Raw genomic sequence first — 13,981 nt, 5'->3', positions numbered from 1 at the left:
CGACCACCGGCAGCACCAGCCACGGCAACGTCGTGGACAGCCGCCCGCTGCGCCGCCCGAGGGCGTAGAGCGCCACCAGGGCCGGCGGCCAGCCCAGCCCGCCCGCCAGCCCCCACAGCCCTCCGAGCACTGCCAGCGGCGGCCACAGGTGCCGCAGCGGTAGCACCGCACAGGCGACGAGTGCGGCCACCACCGACCAGGAGAAGGGCGGCTCCGCCCACAGCACCGCGACGGCGGGCAGCCCGACCGCGGCCACCTCGCCGGCGCCGCGGCGCAGGACCTGCTGCCACCGGGACCGGCCCGTCGGGACCCCGTCGGTCATCGGTACGAGCCGCGTATCCCCCCGGTCGACCGCCATGCGCTCCCCCTCAGGTCACTCCCCAGCCCTGCGCCAGCAGGGCGGCCTGCACCCGGTTCTCGGCGCCCAGCTTGACGAACAGCGCGGACACATACTTCTTGACGGTAGCCTCGGCCAGCCCCAGACGGCACCCGATCACGGCATTGGACTCCCCCGCGGCGAGCCCGCGCAGCACCTGCTGCTCGCGCAGGGTCAGCTCTTGGGGCTGCGGCGCGGCCGGCGGCAGGGAGCCCCTGGCGAGCCGTGGCAGCAGGCGCGCGGTGATCCGCGGATCGAGGACGGCGCCACCGGCGGCGAGGTCGCGCACGGCCCGCACCAACACCTCCGGCTCGGCGTCCTTCAGCAGGAACCCCTGCACGCCGATCGCCAGCGCCTCGGTCACGTAGTCGTCGAGGTCGAACGTGGTGAGCACGGCCGCGGGCGGCGCGTCGGGGCGGGCGCACAGGATGCGCAGCGCCGCAAGGCCGTCCGTGCCGGGCATCTGGACATCGGCGAGCACCACGTCGGGACGGTGCACGTCGACGGCGTCGAGCAGCTCCGCGCCGTCGGACGCCTCGCCGACCACCTGCACCGACCCGTCGACCTCCAGGACCGTGCGCAGGCCCGCCAACAGCAGCGGCTCGTCGTCGGCGAGCACCACCCGCACCGGCTCCGTCACGGGCCGAGAGTAACGGTCAGCTCTTGCGGCCGCGCTTCTCGCGCACCCGCACCGAGATGCGGACGGGCGAGCCGGTGAAGTCGAACTCCTCGCGCAGCTTGCGCTCCAGGAAGCGCCGATAGCCGGCTTCGAGGAAACCGCTGGAGAACAGCACGAACGTCGGCGGCCGGGTGGTGGCCTGCGTCGCGAACAGGATCTTCGGCTGCTTGCCGCCGCGCACCGGGGGCGGTGTGGACGCCACGATGTCGGCCAGCCAGGAGTTGAGCCGGCCGGTGGGGATGCGCCGGTCCCACGACTCCAGCGCGGTGCGCAGGGACGGGGCGATCTTCGCGACCGAGCGGCCGGTCAGCGCCGAGACGTTGACGCGCTCGGCCCACCGCACGCTGACGAGGTCACGCTCCAGCTCGCGCTTCATGGCCAGTCGCCGGTCCTCGTCGACGAGGTCCCACTTGTTGAACACGAGCACGAGCGCGCGGCCGGCCTCCTGCACCATCGTGATCACGCGCTGGTCCTGCTCGGCGATGGGCTCGCTCGCGTCGATGAGCACCAGCGCCACCTCGGACGCCTCGATGGCGGCCTGGGTGCGCAGGCTGGCGTAGTACTCCATGCCGCTCGCGGTCTTCACGCGCTTGCGCAGGCCCGCGGTGTCGACGAAGCGCCACACCTCGCCGTCGAGCTCGACGAGGGAGTCGACGGGGTCGACGGTGGTGCCCGCGACGTCGTGGACGACGGAGCGCAGCTCGCCGGAGACCTTGTTGAGCAGGCTCGACTTGCCGACGTTCGGCTTGCCGATCAGCGCCACGCGCCGGGGGCCGCCCTTGCCCGCACCGAACAGGTCACGCGGGGTCTCGGGCAGCTTCTCCAGGATGACGTCGAGCAGGTCGCCCGAGCCGCGGCCGTGGAGGCCGGAAACGGGGTAGGGCTCGCCGAGCCCGAGCCGCCACAGTGCGGCGGTGTCGGCGGTCAGCCGGTCGTCGTCGACCTTGGTGGCCACCAGGATCACCGGGATGTCGCCCTTCCGGAGGATCCGCGCCACGGCCTCGTCGGTGGTGGTGGCGCCCACGCTCGCGTCCACCACGAGCATCACGGCGTCGGCGGAGCGGATGGCCATCTCGGCCTGGGCGGCGACGGCGGCCTGCAGGCCGCGGGCATCGGGCTCCCAGCCGCCCGTGTCGACGAGCGTGAAGCGCTTGCCGTTCCACAGGGCGTCGTAGGAGACGCGGTCGCGCGTGACGCCCGGGATGTCCTGGACGACGGCCTCCCGGCGCCCGATCAGCCGGTTGACCAACGTGGACTTGCCCACGTTGGGGCGTCCGACCACGGCGAGCACCGGAGCCGGGGGAAGGACTTCGGCGTTCTCGCCCTCGAGGAAAGCGCCCTCCTCGTCAACGGCGACGAACTCGCCCGGGTCGATCCCGAGCTGCGCCATCGCGGCGTGGTCGTCAGGTCCTGCACTCACTGTGTACTCCGTAGATCGTCGAGTTCTCGGACCATCCCGGCCAGTTCGGCCCGGACGGTCTCGGTGGCGGCGGTGAGGCCGGTGCGGCCCCCGCCTGCCGGGATGGTCAGCGGCTCCCCCACGAGCACGTCGACGCGCGGGCGCCAGCGCCGCAGACCGCCGTCGGGCCTGCGGGTGCCGCGGCTGACCACCGGGAGCACCACCGCTCCCCCGGTGCGTGCCAGCCAGGCCGCGCCCTGCTGGGCGGAGGCCACCTCGCCCGTGCCCCGGGTGCCCTCGGGGAACACCGCGACCAGTCCCCCGCCGCGCAGCACGGTGACGGCGGCCAGGAGCGGCCGCCGGTCGGGTGCGCCGCGGCGCACCGCGAGCTGGCCGATCCGCGGTAGCGCCCAGCCGACGACGCCGGCGAACATCTCCCGCTTCACCAGGAACACCGCGCGGCGCCCCAATAGTCCGAACAACAGCGGTCCGTCGACGAACGCGCTGTGGTTGGCGACCAGCACCACCGGCCCGGACGCGGGGATCCGCTCGGGGTGGTGGACGTGCAGCCGGTACAGCGGGACGAACAGCCAGGTGCCGATCCAGCGGGCCAGGTCGTGCAACCGGGGCCACGAACCCGCCGGCAGATCGGCCGCATCGGGGCGGGCGGCCGTCGTCGTCACGTCAGGATTCCCCGCTCGCGGGCCAGCCGGAGCAGCTCGGCGAGGACGTCGTCGACCGAGAGGTGATCGGTGTCGAGCACCAGCGCGTCCTTCGCCGCGTGCAGCGGGGACGTCTTGCGCGTGGAGTCCAGCCGGTCGCGGCGGCGGACGTCGGCCAGCACCTTCTCGACGTCACCGATGCGACCGGCCTTGCGGTCCTGCGCCTCACGGCGCGCGGCCCGGATCTCCTCGGACGCGGTGAGGTAGACCTTCAGCGGTGCGTCCGGGACGACGACGCTGCCGATGTCGCGGCCCTCGACGACGATGCCGCCCTTCTCCGCGACCCCGTCGGCGATGAGCTTGCGCTGGCGCTCGACCAGCGCCTCGCGGACGGACGGCCGGGCCGACACGGCGCTCACCGCCTGGGTGACCTCCGGCCCACGGATCTCCTTCTCGACGTCCTCGTCGTCGAGCAGGGCGGCGGGGGCTGAGGGGTCGGTGACCGAGCGCAGTCGCGGCGTCGCGGCGACGGCGACGGGCTCGGCGTCGTCGGAGGCGGGGTCGACGCCCGCGCGCAGCACGGCGAGGGTGAGCACCCGGTACATGGCGCCCGTGTCGAGGTAGGCCGCACCGGACTCGCGTGCCAGCCGCCGCGAGACGGTGGACTTCCCGGTGCCGGACGGCCCGTCCATCGCCACGATCCCGCGCAGCCTGCCGGTCACCGTCATGGCCCCTCTCCCGGGCTCGCAGCCCCCTCCGCCGCGTCACCGGCCGTGCGCCCGCTGAACACGGGCCGTTGACCATCATGCCGTGCGGGGTCGGCGGGCCGGACAGCGGCGGGTGGGACGACGGTCGGCACCGCGTCGAACCCCTTCAGGGACCGCGCCGGGACGGCCGCGAGTGCCGCCACCAGCAGTGCGGCTGCCATCGTGAGGAACGCGGGCCGCACCCCGAACCACTCGACGAGCGCGCCCGCCAGCAGGTAGCCGACGGGGCCCGCCGCGTACGCCGCCGAGGTCATGACCCCGACGACACGCCCGCGTAGCCGTTCGGGGGTGCGCGTCTGCATCGCGTGGTTGGCCAGCGGGTTGACCGGCCCGTACAACAGCCCGACGAGCACGGCCGTGGCCACGAGCGCCGGGTACGGCGGCAGCGTCGCCATCCCCACCAGCGCGGCGCACGCTCCGACCACGGCGACGAGGAACGCGGTGCGCCGCCGGACGCGATGCCCGACGGCCCCGAACAGGAGCGCGCCGACCACCCCACCCGCGCTCATCGCCATGACGACGAGCCCGAGCCGCTCGGGAGCGGACTGCGCGACGAACTCGGCAGGCAGGATCACGCCCTCGACCGGGAGGTACAGCGAGACCAGCGCCATGGTCAGCAGCGCGATGGTGCGCAGCAGCCGGTCGTTCCAGACGAACGACACGCCCTCGACGGTGCTGCGCCACACCCCCGCGACCGGCTCACCGGTGGTGATCGGACGACCGCTGCCGGGCAGCCGCACCGCGGCGACGAGCAGCACCGACAACCCGAAGCCGACGGCCGTGGCCCACAGCGTGCCGGACGCGCCGACCGTGGCGATGAGCGCCCCACCGAGCCCCGGCCCGACGAGGAACGCGACACCGAACACGGCCTCGTGCACCCCGTTGACGCGCTCCAGCCGCCAGCGGGCGGCCGTGGCCGCTCCGGGCAGCAGCGTCTCGCGGGCCGTCATGCCCGCCGGGTCGATGACGGCGCCGAGCACCGCGAGGCCGACGAGCACCGGCACGGTCAGCCCGCCGACGGCGTCGACGAGCGGGATGGCCGTCACCGACAGGCCGGACAGGACGTCGGAGACGACAGCGGTGCGTACGCGTCCGACCCGGTCGACGAGCACGCCTGCGAACAGGCCCGCCACCAGCAGCGGCAGCGCGGTGGCCGCGGCGACCAGGCCGGCGGCGGCCGGGCTGCCGGTGCGCTCCAGCACCAGCCAGGGCAGCGCGACCATCGCGATCCCGTTGCCGGTGGCCGAGAGCAGCGTCGAGGCCTCGAGCAGCGCCAGCGGCGCGAAACGGCGGGGCTCCACGTTCTTCATCGCGGACGCACCCCTTCCAGCACCGTGCCCACCACGAGACCGGCGGCATCGTTGCGGGCGATGCGCCCGTCGCGCACGGCCTCGGCCGCGGTCCACAGGGCGCCGACGAACAGGTCGGTGACCCACGCGACGGGCAGGTCGGGGCGCACCACGCCCTCGTCGTGGCCGCGGCGCACGACCTTCTCCACCACGGCGGTGCTGGAGTACCAGCGGTCGACGAGATCCGGCAGGTCCCACACGGTGGCCCCGATCTCGAGGAACCGCTGCTCGTCGGCCAGCGGCAGGATCACCTCGGCCAAGCGGCGCAGCACGTCCGGCACGGCGCCCTCGTCGGGGCGGCAGGCGTCGATCGTGCGGGAGAGCTGGTCGATCGCGTCCTCGGCGAGCGCGTGCAGCAGGTCGGTGCGCTGCGGGAAGTAGCGGTGCACCGTCGCGCGGCCGACGCCGGCTTCAGCGGCGACGGCGGACAGCGTGGCGCCGGAGTCGCGCGTCAGGGCGCGGACGGCGGCGTCGAGGATAGTGCGACGTGTTCGATCGGTCTGAGACATGTTTGTCTCATCGTAATCCATCGGCTGATCCGATGGAACGGGAGCACCTCCCGATGGGGCGGCGTTGGGCGACGGCTTCATCGCCGTGCTAGGCACGCCCGACGGCGCGGGCTGGACGCCGGTGACCCGACCGTCGACGCGGTGGAGGTCGGCGGCGAGCGGTGGATGCACACCGACCGCGCGGCGTGCTGCCTGGCGTTCCGTACCACCGTCGAGCAGCAGCGGGAGCAGCGCTCCTGGGCTACTGGGGCAGATCGCGCCGGAGTGAAGCGGCTCCCCGCAGGTACGGATGACGCAGCTCGGCGCGGGTGTGCAGCGTCTCGACGTGGGCGAGCAGCCGCACCGTGCGCGGGAGCGACCCGGGCACCGCGATCTCCACGGCGCTGAGCAGCGGCACGTCGGTGAGCCCCAGCAGCCGCGCGGCGTAGGCCGGGAAGTCGGCAGTCAGGTCCGGGGTGGCGGTGAAGACGATCGAGATGATGTCGTCGGCGACGAGGTCGTTGCGCTCCAGCATTGCCGTGACGAGTTCGGCCGAACCCTCCAGGATGTCGTCGCGGGTGTTCGTGCCCACCTGCACCGCACCACGGACGGCGCGTACCGCCACCGTCACATCCCCACGGACTTGTAGAGCGATCCCACCTCGGCCCGGTTCAGCGGCCGGAACTTGCCGGGGCGCTGGTTGCCCAGGTGTACGTCGCCGACGGCGGTACGCACCAGGCGCTGCACCGGGTGGCCGACCTCGTCGAGCAGCCGGCGCACCACGTGCTTGCGGCCCTCGTGGATCACCAGCTCCACCATGGAGCGGCCGGCGTGGAAGTCGACGAGCTTGAACGAGTGCACCTGCACCAGCCCGTCCTCCAGCATGATGCCGCCGCGAAGCCGCTTGCCCATGTCCCGCGGCACCTGCCCCATGACCTCGGCCAGGTAGGTCTTCTCGACCTCGTAGGACGGGTGCATCAGCCGGTGGCCGAGGTCGCCGTCATTGGTGAGCAGCAGCAGACCCTCGGTCTCGGCGTCCAGCCGGCCGACGTGGAACAGCCGGCCGCGCGCACCCCCGTCGAAGTGCTCGTCCATGATCCCGCGCTCGACGATGAGGTCGCCGACGCACGGCCGGCCCTGGTCGTCGGACATCGTGGAGAGGATGCCGCGTGGCTTGTTCAGCGCGAGGTGCACCAGGTCGTCGCCCAGCACGATGCGCGAGCCGTCGACGTGGACGACGGCCGTGTCGGGGTGCACGCGGCGGCCCATCTCGCGCACGATCTTGCCGTCGACGCTCACGCGTCCCTCGGCGATCAGCTCCTCGGCCGCGCGGCGGGAGGCGACGCCGGCCTGGGCCAGCACCTTCTGGAGGCGGACGCCGTCGGGATGGTCGTTCGTTTCAGTCATTCTTCTTCACATTTCATCGATGGCGTCGACGTCGGGCAGCAGTGGCGCCAGGGGCGGCAGCTCCTCCACCGACGACAGTCCGAGCCGCTCCAGGAACAGCTCGGTGGTGCAGAACAGCGTGCCCTGGGTGGACGGGTCGACGCCCACCTCGTGCACCAGCCCGCGGGTCAGCAGCGTGCGGAGCACGCCGTCGCAGTTCACCCCGCGCACCGCCGACACCCGCGCCCGCGTGACGGGCTGGCGGTAAGCGACGACCGCGAGGGTCTCCAGCGCCGCGCGGGTGAGACGGGCGCGCTGCCCGTCGAGCAGGAGGCGTTCGACGTAGGGGGCGTAGGCGTCGCGGGTGTAGAACCGCCAGCCGCCGCCCACCCTGCGCAGGTCGATGCCGCGCTCTCGGGCCGCGTAGCCCTCCGCGAGCCGGGCCAGCGCCGCCCGGACCCGGGCGACGGGCTGCTGCAGGGCGAGGGCCAGCAGCTCGTCCTCGGTGGGGGCGTCCACCACGAGCAGCAGCGCCTCGAGCGCGGCGTCGAGCCGGGCGTCGTCGGCGAGATCATCGGGGGCGAGCTCGTCGAGGACGCCCTCGTCGGTGCCGGCGGGCTGGTCGAGGACGGGGTCGGTCGGGGCGGAGCTCACGGGAGGGGGTCACTCACGATCGTCGGGCGCCGGTTGCGGCTGGTCGGACGGTCTCCAGCGTACTGTCAGCTCGCCGAACGCCTCAGGCTGCTCCAGGTCCACCATGCGGTCGCGGAACATCTCCAGCACCGCGAGGAACCGGGCCACCACCTCGAGCGGGTTGGCGCAGTCGGCCGTCAGTGCCGCGAACGTGGCCACGCCCAGCTCCACGAGCCGCTCCCGCAGGATCGCGGCGTGCTCGGGCACGGACACCTGGTCGGCGTGGAGGTGGTCGATGCCGACGGTCGGCGGCGGCTTCGGCCGGAACACCGCGGCCGCGAGCTCGGCGAAGGCCCCGGGTTCGACGCCGAGCAGCACCTCGGGCAGCAGCGCGGCGAACCGCTCCTCCAGCGCCACCGAGCGCGGGAACCGGCGCATGGCCCCGGCCTCGAGCTCGACGAAAAGCCCGGCCACCTGCTTGTAGGCGCGGTACTGCAGCAGCCGGGCGAACAGCAGGTCGCGGGCCTCCAGCAGCGCGAGGTCCTCGACGTCCTCGACCTCGGCGTCGGGCAGCAGCCGCGCGGCCTTGAGGTCGAGCAGGGTGGCCGCGATGACGAGGAACTCGGTGGTCTCGTCGAGGTTTGCGTCGTCGCCGAGCAACTTGAGGTGCGCGATGAAGTCGTCGGTGACGGTGTGCAGCGCCATCTCGGTGATGTCGAGCTCGTGCTTGCCGATGAGCTGCAGCAGGAGGTCGAACGGGCCCTCGAAGTTGTGCAGCCGGACCCGGAAACGGGCCTTCTCGACGACGGGCGGGGGATCGTTCTCGACCAGCGTCACCGGGCGAGGACCTCGCGCGCCGCCAGCCGGTAGGCCTCGGCGCCGTTGGACGTCGGGGCCCAGGTGGTGATCGGCTCACCCGCCACCGTGGTCTCGGGGAAGCGGACCGTGCGGTTGATGACCGCCTCGAACACCAGGTCGCCGAACGCCTCGATGACGCGCTGGCGCACCTCACGGGTGTGCAGGGTGCGGGGGTCGAACATGGTGGCCAGGATCCCGAGGATGCGCAGGTCCGGGTTGAGCCGGTCCTGAACCTTCTCGATGGTGTCCATCAGCAGCGCGACACCGCGCAGCGAGAAGAACTCGCAGGCGAGCGGGATGAGGACCTGGTCGGCGCAGGCGAGCGCGTTGATCGTCAGGAGGCCGAGCGAGGGCTGGCAGTCGATGAGGATGACGTCGTAACGGTCGAGGACCGGCTTGAGCGCGCGACCCAGCGCCTGCTCGCGGCCGACCTCGGTGACGAGCTGGACCTCGGCGGCCGACAGGTCGATGTTGCTGGGCAGCAGGTCCAGGCCCTCGACGGAGGTCTGCCGGATCACGTCGTCGACCACGACACCGCGCTCCATCAGCAGGTTGTAGATGGTGCTGTCCAGCTCGTGGGCCTGCACGCCGAGACCGATCGAGAGAGCACCCTGAGGGTCGAAGTCCACCAGCAGCACCTTGCGGCCGTACTCGGCGAGCGCGGCACCCAGGTTGATGGTGGACGTCGTCTTGCCGACGCCACCCTTCTGGTTGGCGACGGCGATGATCCGTGCAGGACCGTGCTCGATGAGCGGAGCCGGTTCGGGCACCTTCAAGTGGTGTCTCCCAGCGGAGACGGCCTCGGGGACCGGCTCCTCCTCGTCGAGCGGCTCCCGGCGGGGGGCGAAGGGCCGCGGTTCGTCCATGCGGGCTCCGGTCTCTCGCGGACGTCCCCTGATCTGTGTCAAGGGGCCGATCAGCGCACAGTAGGAGGCACCCCGGGCGACCGGCAACGCGCCCCGCCGTGTGCCGGTCGTCCGATATCGATCGGAAGTGACCGATGAGCGCGCGACGTTACCGGAATGTTGCATTGCGCTGCACATCGGGTGCGGGACGGCGTGAGTCGCCGTTCCCGACATGCCATGCACGGGTCACAGATGCGAAGCAACGCCACTGTTGTCTCGTCGGCGACCTGATCGTGACCGGCGAGGCCTCACCCACGGCGGCTTCGCCCTGATCTTACCCGAGCAGATCGCGATCACCCCCGCCGCCCGCACCACCACGTCCTGCGCCGGCATCTGGAAGGACGACCAGATCGACGGACACGCCCTGGAGGAGTCGGCCTGAGCCGGCCCCCGCACTGAACGAGCGGCACGTTCGTCGCAACCTTCCGACGGACGTGCCGCTCGTCGCGTGTGGAGGGTGTGCGCGGGGGCAGTCAGCGCAACGCGCGGGGGTGGCTCGTCGCGTAGACCTCGCGCAGCGTGTCGACCGTGACATGGGTGTAGATCTGTGTCGTCGTCACCGACGCGTGGCCCAGCAGCTCCTGCACCACCCGGACGTCGGCGCCGCCCGCGAGCAGGTGCGTGGCGAAGCAGTGCCGCAACGTGTGCGGGGAGACGTCGGCCGTCAGCCCGGCGGCCTCGGCGGCGCCGCGCAGCACGTGCCACGCGCTCTGCCGCGACAGCCGTGCGCCGCGGGCGTTGAGCAGCAGGGCGGGCGTGCCGCGCCCCTTCGCCGCGAACCCCGGCCGCGCCCGCACCCGGTAGGCCTCCACGGCCGCGAGCGCGGGCCGCCCGACCGGCACGATCCGGTCCTTGCCGCCCTTGCCGCGCAACAGGACCGTGCGGTGCCCGGCATCGAGGTCGTCCAGGTCGAGCCCGATCGCCTCGGAGATCCGCGCCCCCGTCGAGTAGAGGAGCTCCAGCAGCGCGCGGTCCCGCAGCGCGACGGGGCCGTCACCGATGCAGCCGGCGAGCAGCTGGTCGACGTCGTCCACCGTCAGGGTGCGCGGGAGCCTGCTGGGCAGCGCGGGTGGGGCCACCTCGCGGGAGACGTCCTCGACCACCAGCCCGTCCCGCTCGGCGAAACGGTGCAGCCCGCGGACCGCGGCCAGCGCTCTGGCGGCCGACGACGCCGCGAGCGGGGTGGGCCCGCTCCGCAGCGCGGCGACGAACCCGCTGACGTCGGACTCCCGCACGGCGCCGAGGTCGTCGATCCCCTGTGCCGTCAGATGGTCGACGTAGCGGCGCAGGTCGCCGGTGTAGGAGCGCAGCGTGTTGGCCGCGCTCCCCCGCTCGACGGCGAGGTGGTGCAGGAACGCGTCGACCGCGTCGGACGGCCAGGCTCCCATGCCCACATCATGCCGCTACGCGCTGGCCACGGGCTCGCGGCGCGCGGCACGGGCCACCAGGTCGGCGAGTTCGTCGCGGGTGGGCCCGGCGGGCACCGGCGGCCGCCAGCCGGACGCGTAGATCTCCCGCACCCGGGACTCGACGACGTCGAGGCTGCCTGGCAGCGCCTGCATGCCCAGGTACGGGCCCACCACCCGCATCAGGGACGGGTCGACCTCGCACGCGGCCCCGATCAGGTCCGACGGGAGCCGACGGCTCAGGTCGACGTCCTCGCCGGCCCACCGGGCGGCGAGCCCGGCGTCGCAGTCGACGTGGTCGTCGAACCACGGCTTGATCGTCCCGGTGCACCACGCGTCGAACGCCCGCGTGGCGGCCTCGATGTCGGCGGCGGCCCCCTCGTCCAGCAGAGCCAGGAGCTGCCGAACCTGCGTGAGGGAGGTGGCCACGCCGCGTCCGGCGGCCGGGTTGGTGGTGCACACGGTGTCGCCGAGGAACACCAGGCCCGGCAGCGGCACGGCGCCGTCGCGGTCGAGCTGCCCACAGTAGGTGTTGTGGAGCCGCCCGCCCGGCAGCACGTCCGTGATCGGCAGGGCCCGGGCCGGGTCGGTCCAGGCGGCGAGCAGCGGCACGGCCGCCACCACCGCCTCGTAGGCCGGCACCTCGCGCATCCCGGTGAACGCCCGGTCGTCGCTCGCGCGCAGTACGAGCGCGGAGAAGATCCCGTTGTCGTGCGGGAACGCGATCACGCCGTAGCCCGGGTAGAACGCGACGCCCGCGATGGGCATAGACATCGGGCCGAACTCCGCGCCGGGCCGGAGCCGGTACTGGCGGGAGACGTAGGCGACCCCGCAGTCGCCACTCTGCGCGGGGGCGCGCATGCCGCGGGTCAGCCGTCCGGAGCGGCCGGACGCGTCGAGGACGAGTTCGGTGTCGAGCCGGTGCCCGTCGACCCGCAGGCCGGTGGCGCGGCCGCGGTCGACCAGCACTTCCTCGGCATGGCCGCACAACATCGTCACGCCTGGCTCGGACTCGGCGGCGGCCCGCAGCACCCGCTCGAACACGAGCCGGCGGCACCGCACGCCCACCGCGATCTCCGGGGCATCCGGCGGCCCCGGCACCGTCGCGCGCTCGGCCCCCGCTTCGAACAGGGCGGCGAGCACCTCGGGCGCCTCGTCGGACAACGCCTCGACGACCTGGATCCGGAACGCGTGGGGGTGGTGGAACTGCATCACCCCGGCCCGGGCCCACGTCCCGTCGGGGAGCGGGCCCGGGTCGCGGTCCACGACCGTGATGTCGTGGCCGCGACGGGCCAGGGCGATGGCGGCGAACAGGCCGGTCGGTCCGGCTCCGGCGATGGCGATGCGCATGCTCTCCACGAGCACGGCACCGCGGCGCCAGATACGGCCGTCAGCCCTGATTCGACCGACAGCCCAGCTACGACCGACAGCTCAGCTACGACCCTCAGCTCAGGGCGGGGACGACCTCGCGCTCGAACAGCTCGATGCCCGAGCGGTCGTAGGCGGCCTCGGCGAAGTTGAAGATGCCGTAGGTCATGCCCGCGTCCTGCAGCTTCGAGAGGTTCTCGACGATCTGCTCCGGGGTGCCGCACGCGGGCATGCCGCGCACCGCGCCCATCGAGGCCTCGGCCCTCTCCTCACCCACGTAGGGCACGAGCCGGGCCTTGGCGTCCTGCAGCCGCTGCTCGACCTCGGCCTCGGTGGCTCCGATCGCGACGTTGTAGTTGGCCGAGCGCACGATCGCGTCGAAGTCGGTGCCGACCGTCTCGCAGTGCTTCTCGAGCACCTCGGACTTGTGCGTGAAGCCCTCGGGCGTGCCGTCGAAGTTGGTGTACTGCGCGTACTTGGCCGCGATCTTCAGCGTCACCTTCTCCCCGCCGCCGGCGATCCACAGCGGGATGCCGCCCTCCTGCAGGGGCAGCGGGCGGCAGATGGCGCCGTCCACCTGGTAGTGCTTGCCGTTGAGGGTGGAGACACCCTCGGTCCACGCCTGCTTGAAGATCTGGACGCCCTCGTCGAGCATCCCGAGCCGCTCGGGGGCGGGTGGGAAGCCGTAGCCGTAGGCGCGCCACTCGTGCTCGTACCAGCCGGCACCGATGCCCATCTCGACCCGGCCGCCGGAGACGTGGTCGACGGTGGCGGCGACCTTGGCCAGGTAGGCGGGGTTGCGGTAGGCCATGCACGTGCACATCTGCCCGAGCCGCACCCGCTCGGTGACGGCACCGAACGCCGACATCAGCGACCACGCCTCGTGCGTGGCCTGGTCGGTGGGCGCGGGCACGGTGTGGAAATGGTCGTAAACCCAGATCGACTCCCACGGGCCGGCGTCGGCGTGCTGGGCCAGCCCCTTCATCACACCCCATTGGTCGGCCGGCTCGATGCCGACGAGGTCGTGCCGCCAACCCTGGGGAACGAACAGTCCGAAGCGCATGGGGAAACCCTAGTGCGGTGGTCACCGGGTCGCCGCAGTGATCACCGGGTCGCGCTGCGGCCGCACCGCCGCGACGGCTGCGGCGCGCCGGCGCGGTGGCGGTACCGTCGACGTCGTGACCATGCCCGGGCCGCCGATGCGCATCGGCAACGACGAACGGCAGGCCGCGGCGCACGCGCTGGGCGACCACTACGCCCAGGGCCGCCTCGACGCCGACGAGTACGAGCAGCGGGTCAGCGCCGCGTACACCGCGCGCACCACCGCCGAGCTCGACGCGCTGTTCGTCGATCTCCCCCGCCCGGCCCCGCCGGCCCCGCCGGTGCTGCCGGGCCCGATTCCCTACCCGTACCCGGTCGACCACGCGGCGCCCTACGGCCGCGAGCCGCACACCGGCCGCCCGTACTCGAACCGCTCCAAGGTCGTCGCCGGCGTCCTGCAGCTGTTCCTGCCCTTCGGCATCGGCCGCTTCTACACCGGCCACATCGGCATCGGCGTGGCCCAGCTGGTGCTGTCGCTCTTCGGCATCGGTGTGCTGTGGGCGTTCATCGACGGCATCGTCCTGCTGGCCGGACACCCCACCGACCCGTACGGACGCCCCCTGCGCAGTTGATCGTGGTGGCAGGTCGCCGCGGCTTCGGGGTC

General features: G+C 73.0%; 16 protein-coding genes and 1 pseudogene. 2 read left to right on the top strand and 15 right to left on the bottom strand.

Annotation, left to right across the window (positions count from 1 at the left end):
- From JWR81_RS24950 to JWR81_RS24895, 12 genes and pseudogenes are all read right to left on the bottom strand, one after another.
- Positions 1-322, bottom strand: a pseudogene (locus JWR81_RS24950) (hypothetical protein); the annotation flags it as partial.
- A 46-nt stretch (positions 323-368) separates the two neighbouring features.
- The gene (locus JWR81_RS24945; protein ID WP_297658015.1) at positions 369-1,016 is read right to left on the bottom strand and encodes a response regulator transcription factor; all 648 of its coding nucleotides are present in this window, start codon (positions 1,014-1,016) and stop codon (positions 369-371) included.
- 16 nt (positions 1,017-1,032) lie between these two features.
- Positions 1,033-2,445, bottom strand: coding sequence for a ribosome biogenesis GTPase Der (der, locus tag JWR81_RS24940; protein ID WP_297658024.1), 1,413 nt, complete (start codon positions 2,443-2,445; stop codon positions 1,033-1,035).
- Between the two features lie 26 nt (positions 2,446-2,471).
- On the bottom strand, positions 2,472-3,137 hold the full coding sequence (locus tag JWR81_RS24935) for a 1-acyl-sn-glycerol-3-phosphate acyltransferase (protein ID WP_297658009.1): 666 nt from the start codon (positions 3,135-3,137) through the stop codon (positions 2,472-2,474).
- Positions 3,134-3,844, bottom strand: a complete 711-nt coding sequence (gene cmk, locus JWR81_RS24930) for a (d)CMP kinase (RefSeq protein ID WP_297658006.1) — start codon at positions 3,842-3,844, stop codon at positions 3,134-3,136. Before cmk ends, JWR81_RS24935 begins: the two co-directional genes overlap by 4 nt.
- Positions 3,841-5,193, bottom strand: a complete 1,353-nt coding sequence (locus tag JWR81_RS24925; RefSeq protein ID WP_297658002.1) for an MFS transporter — start codon at positions 5,191-5,193, stop codon at positions 3,841-3,843. The genes cmk and JWR81_RS24925 overlap by 4 nt, the downstream gene beginning before the upstream one ends.
- Positions 5,190-5,741 carry a TetR/AcrR family transcriptional regulator gene (locus JWR81_RS24920; RefSeq protein ID WP_297657999.1) on the bottom strand — a complete coding sequence of 184 codons (552 nt, stop codon included), beginning with the start codon at positions 5,739-5,741 and terminating at the stop codon, positions 5,190-5,192. The genes JWR81_RS24925 and JWR81_RS24920 overlap by 4 nt, the downstream gene beginning before the upstream one ends.
- A gap of 241 nt (positions 5,742-5,982) precedes the next feature.
- Complete coding sequence (aroH, locus tag JWR81_RS24915; RefSeq protein ID WP_297657996.1) at positions 5,983-6,345, bottom strand: chorismate mutase; 363 nt, start codon at positions 6,343-6,345, stop codon at positions 5,983-5,985.
- 2 nt (positions 6,346-6,347) lie between these two features.
- Positions 6,348-7,127: a pseudouridine synthase gene (locus JWR81_RS24910; RefSeq protein ID WP_297657993.1), complete on the bottom strand. Its 780-nt coding sequence runs from the start codon at positions 7,125-7,127 to the stop codon at positions 6,348-6,350.
- Positions 7,128-7,133: 6 nt separating this feature from the next.
- Positions 7,134-7,760, bottom strand: a complete 627-nt coding sequence (gene scpB, locus JWR81_RS24905) for an SMC-Scp complex subunit ScpB (protein ID WP_297657989.1) — start codon at positions 7,758-7,760, stop codon at positions 7,134-7,136.
- 9 nt (positions 7,761-7,769) lie between these two features.
- Entirely contained in the window at positions 7,770-8,576 is an 807-nt protein-coding gene (locus JWR81_RS24900; RefSeq protein WP_297657986.1) for a segregation/condensation protein A, read from the bottom strand.
- Positions 8,573-9,463, bottom strand: a complete 891-nt coding sequence (locus tag JWR81_RS24895; RefSeq protein WP_297657982.1) for a ParA family protein — start codon at positions 9,461-9,463, stop codon at positions 8,573-8,575. The genes JWR81_RS24900 and JWR81_RS24895 overlap by 4 nt, the downstream gene beginning before the upstream one ends.
- 250 nt (positions 9,464-9,713) lie before the next feature.
- Here JWR81_RS24895 and JWR81_RS24890 point away from each other — a divergent pair, with 250 nt between their 5' ends.
- Positions 9,714-9,884 carry a hypothetical protein gene (locus JWR81_RS24890; RefSeq protein ID WP_297657979.1) on the top strand — a complete coding sequence of 57 codons (171 nt, stop codon included), beginning with the start codon at positions 9,714-9,716 and terminating at the stop codon, positions 9,882-9,884.
- A 91-nt stretch (positions 9,885-9,975) separates the two neighbouring features.
- Here the strand turns inward: JWR81_RS24890 and JWR81_RS24885 are convergent, their stop codons facing one another.
- From JWR81_RS24885 to JWR81_RS24875, 3 genes are all read right to left on the bottom strand, one after another.
- A complete protein-coding gene (locus tag JWR81_RS24885; protein WP_297657976.1) occupies positions 9,976-10,890 on the bottom strand; it encodes a site-specific tyrosine recombinase XerD in 915 nt (304 codons plus the stop codon).
- A 15-nt stretch (positions 10,891-10,905) separates the two neighbouring features.
- The gene (locus JWR81_RS24880) at positions 10,906-12,258 is read right to left on the bottom strand and encodes an FAD-dependent oxidoreductase (RefSeq protein ID WP_297658021.1); all 1,353 of its coding nucleotides are present in this window, start codon (positions 12,256-12,258) and stop codon (positions 10,906-10,908) included.
- 94 nt (positions 12,259-12,352) lie between these two features.
- Positions 12,353-13,339 carry an LLM class F420-dependent oxidoreductase gene (locus JWR81_RS24875; protein WP_297657973.1) on the bottom strand — a complete coding sequence of 329 codons (987 nt, stop codon included), beginning with the start codon at positions 13,337-13,339 and terminating at the stop codon, positions 12,353-12,355.
- Positions 13,340-13,460: 121 nt separating this feature from the next.
- Here JWR81_RS24875 and JWR81_RS24870 point away from each other — a divergent pair, with 121 nt between their 5' ends.
- Entirely contained in the window at positions 13,461-13,949 is a 489-nt protein-coding gene (locus JWR81_RS24870; RefSeq protein WP_297658018.1) for a DUF1707 domain-containing protein, read from the top strand.
- Positions 13,950-13,981: the final 32 nt, after the last annotated feature.

The sequence above is a fragment of the Pseudonocardia sp. genome (assembly GCF_025965585.1).
In the GTDB taxonomy this organism is placed as follows: Bacteria; Actinomycetota; Actinomycetes; order Mycobacteriales; family Pseudonocardiaceae; genus Pseudonocardia.
Note: the sequence above shows the minus strand (reverse complement) of the source record. Positions and strands in the feature narration are given on the sequence as shown.

What these genes read in the sequence shown, in the direction of transcription:
- JWR81_RS24875 (WP_297657973.1), bottom strand. Translation starts at nt 13,339, where the DNA reads ATGCGCTTCGGACTGTTCGTTCCCCAGGGTTGGCGGCACGACCTCGTC.
- JWR81_RS24895 (WP_297657982.1), bottom strand. Translation starts at nt 9,463, where the DNA reads ATGGACGAACCGCGGCCCTTCGCCCCCCGCCGGGAGCCGCTCGACGAG.
- cmk (WP_297658006.1), bottom strand. Translation starts at nt 3,844, where the DNA reads ATGACGGTGACCGGCAGGCTGCGCGGGATCGTGGCGATGGACGGGCCG.
- JWR81_RS24920 (WP_297657999.1), bottom strand. Translation starts at nt 5,741, where the DNA reads ATGTCTCAGACCGATCGAACACGTCGCACTATCCTCGACGCCGCCGTC.
- JWR81_RS24870 (WP_297658018.1), top strand. Translation starts at nt 13,461, where the DNA reads ATGCCCGGGCCGCCGATGCGCATCGGCAACGACGAACGGCAGGCCGCG.
- JWR81_RS24925 (WP_297658002.1), bottom strand. Translation starts at nt 5,193, where the DNA reads ATGAAGAACGTGGAGCCCCGCCGTTTCGCGCCGCTGGCGCTGCTCGAG.
- JWR81_RS24885 (WP_297657976.1), bottom strand. Translation starts at nt 10,890, where the DNA reads ATGGGAGCCTGGCCGTCCGACGCGGTCGACGCGTTCCTGCACCACCTC.
- der (WP_297658024.1), bottom strand. Translation starts at nt 2,445, where the DNA reads ATGGCGCAGCTCGGGATCGACCCGGGCGAGTTCGTCGCCGTTGACGAG.
- JWR81_RS24910 (WP_297657993.1), bottom strand. Translation starts at nt 7,127, where the DNA reads ATGACTGAAACGAACGACCATCCCGACGGCGTCCGCCTCCAGAAGGTG.
- JWR81_RS24880 (WP_297658021.1), bottom strand. Translation starts at nt 12,258, where the DNA reads ATGCGCATCGCCATCGCCGGAGCCGGACCGACCGGCCTGTTCGCCGCC.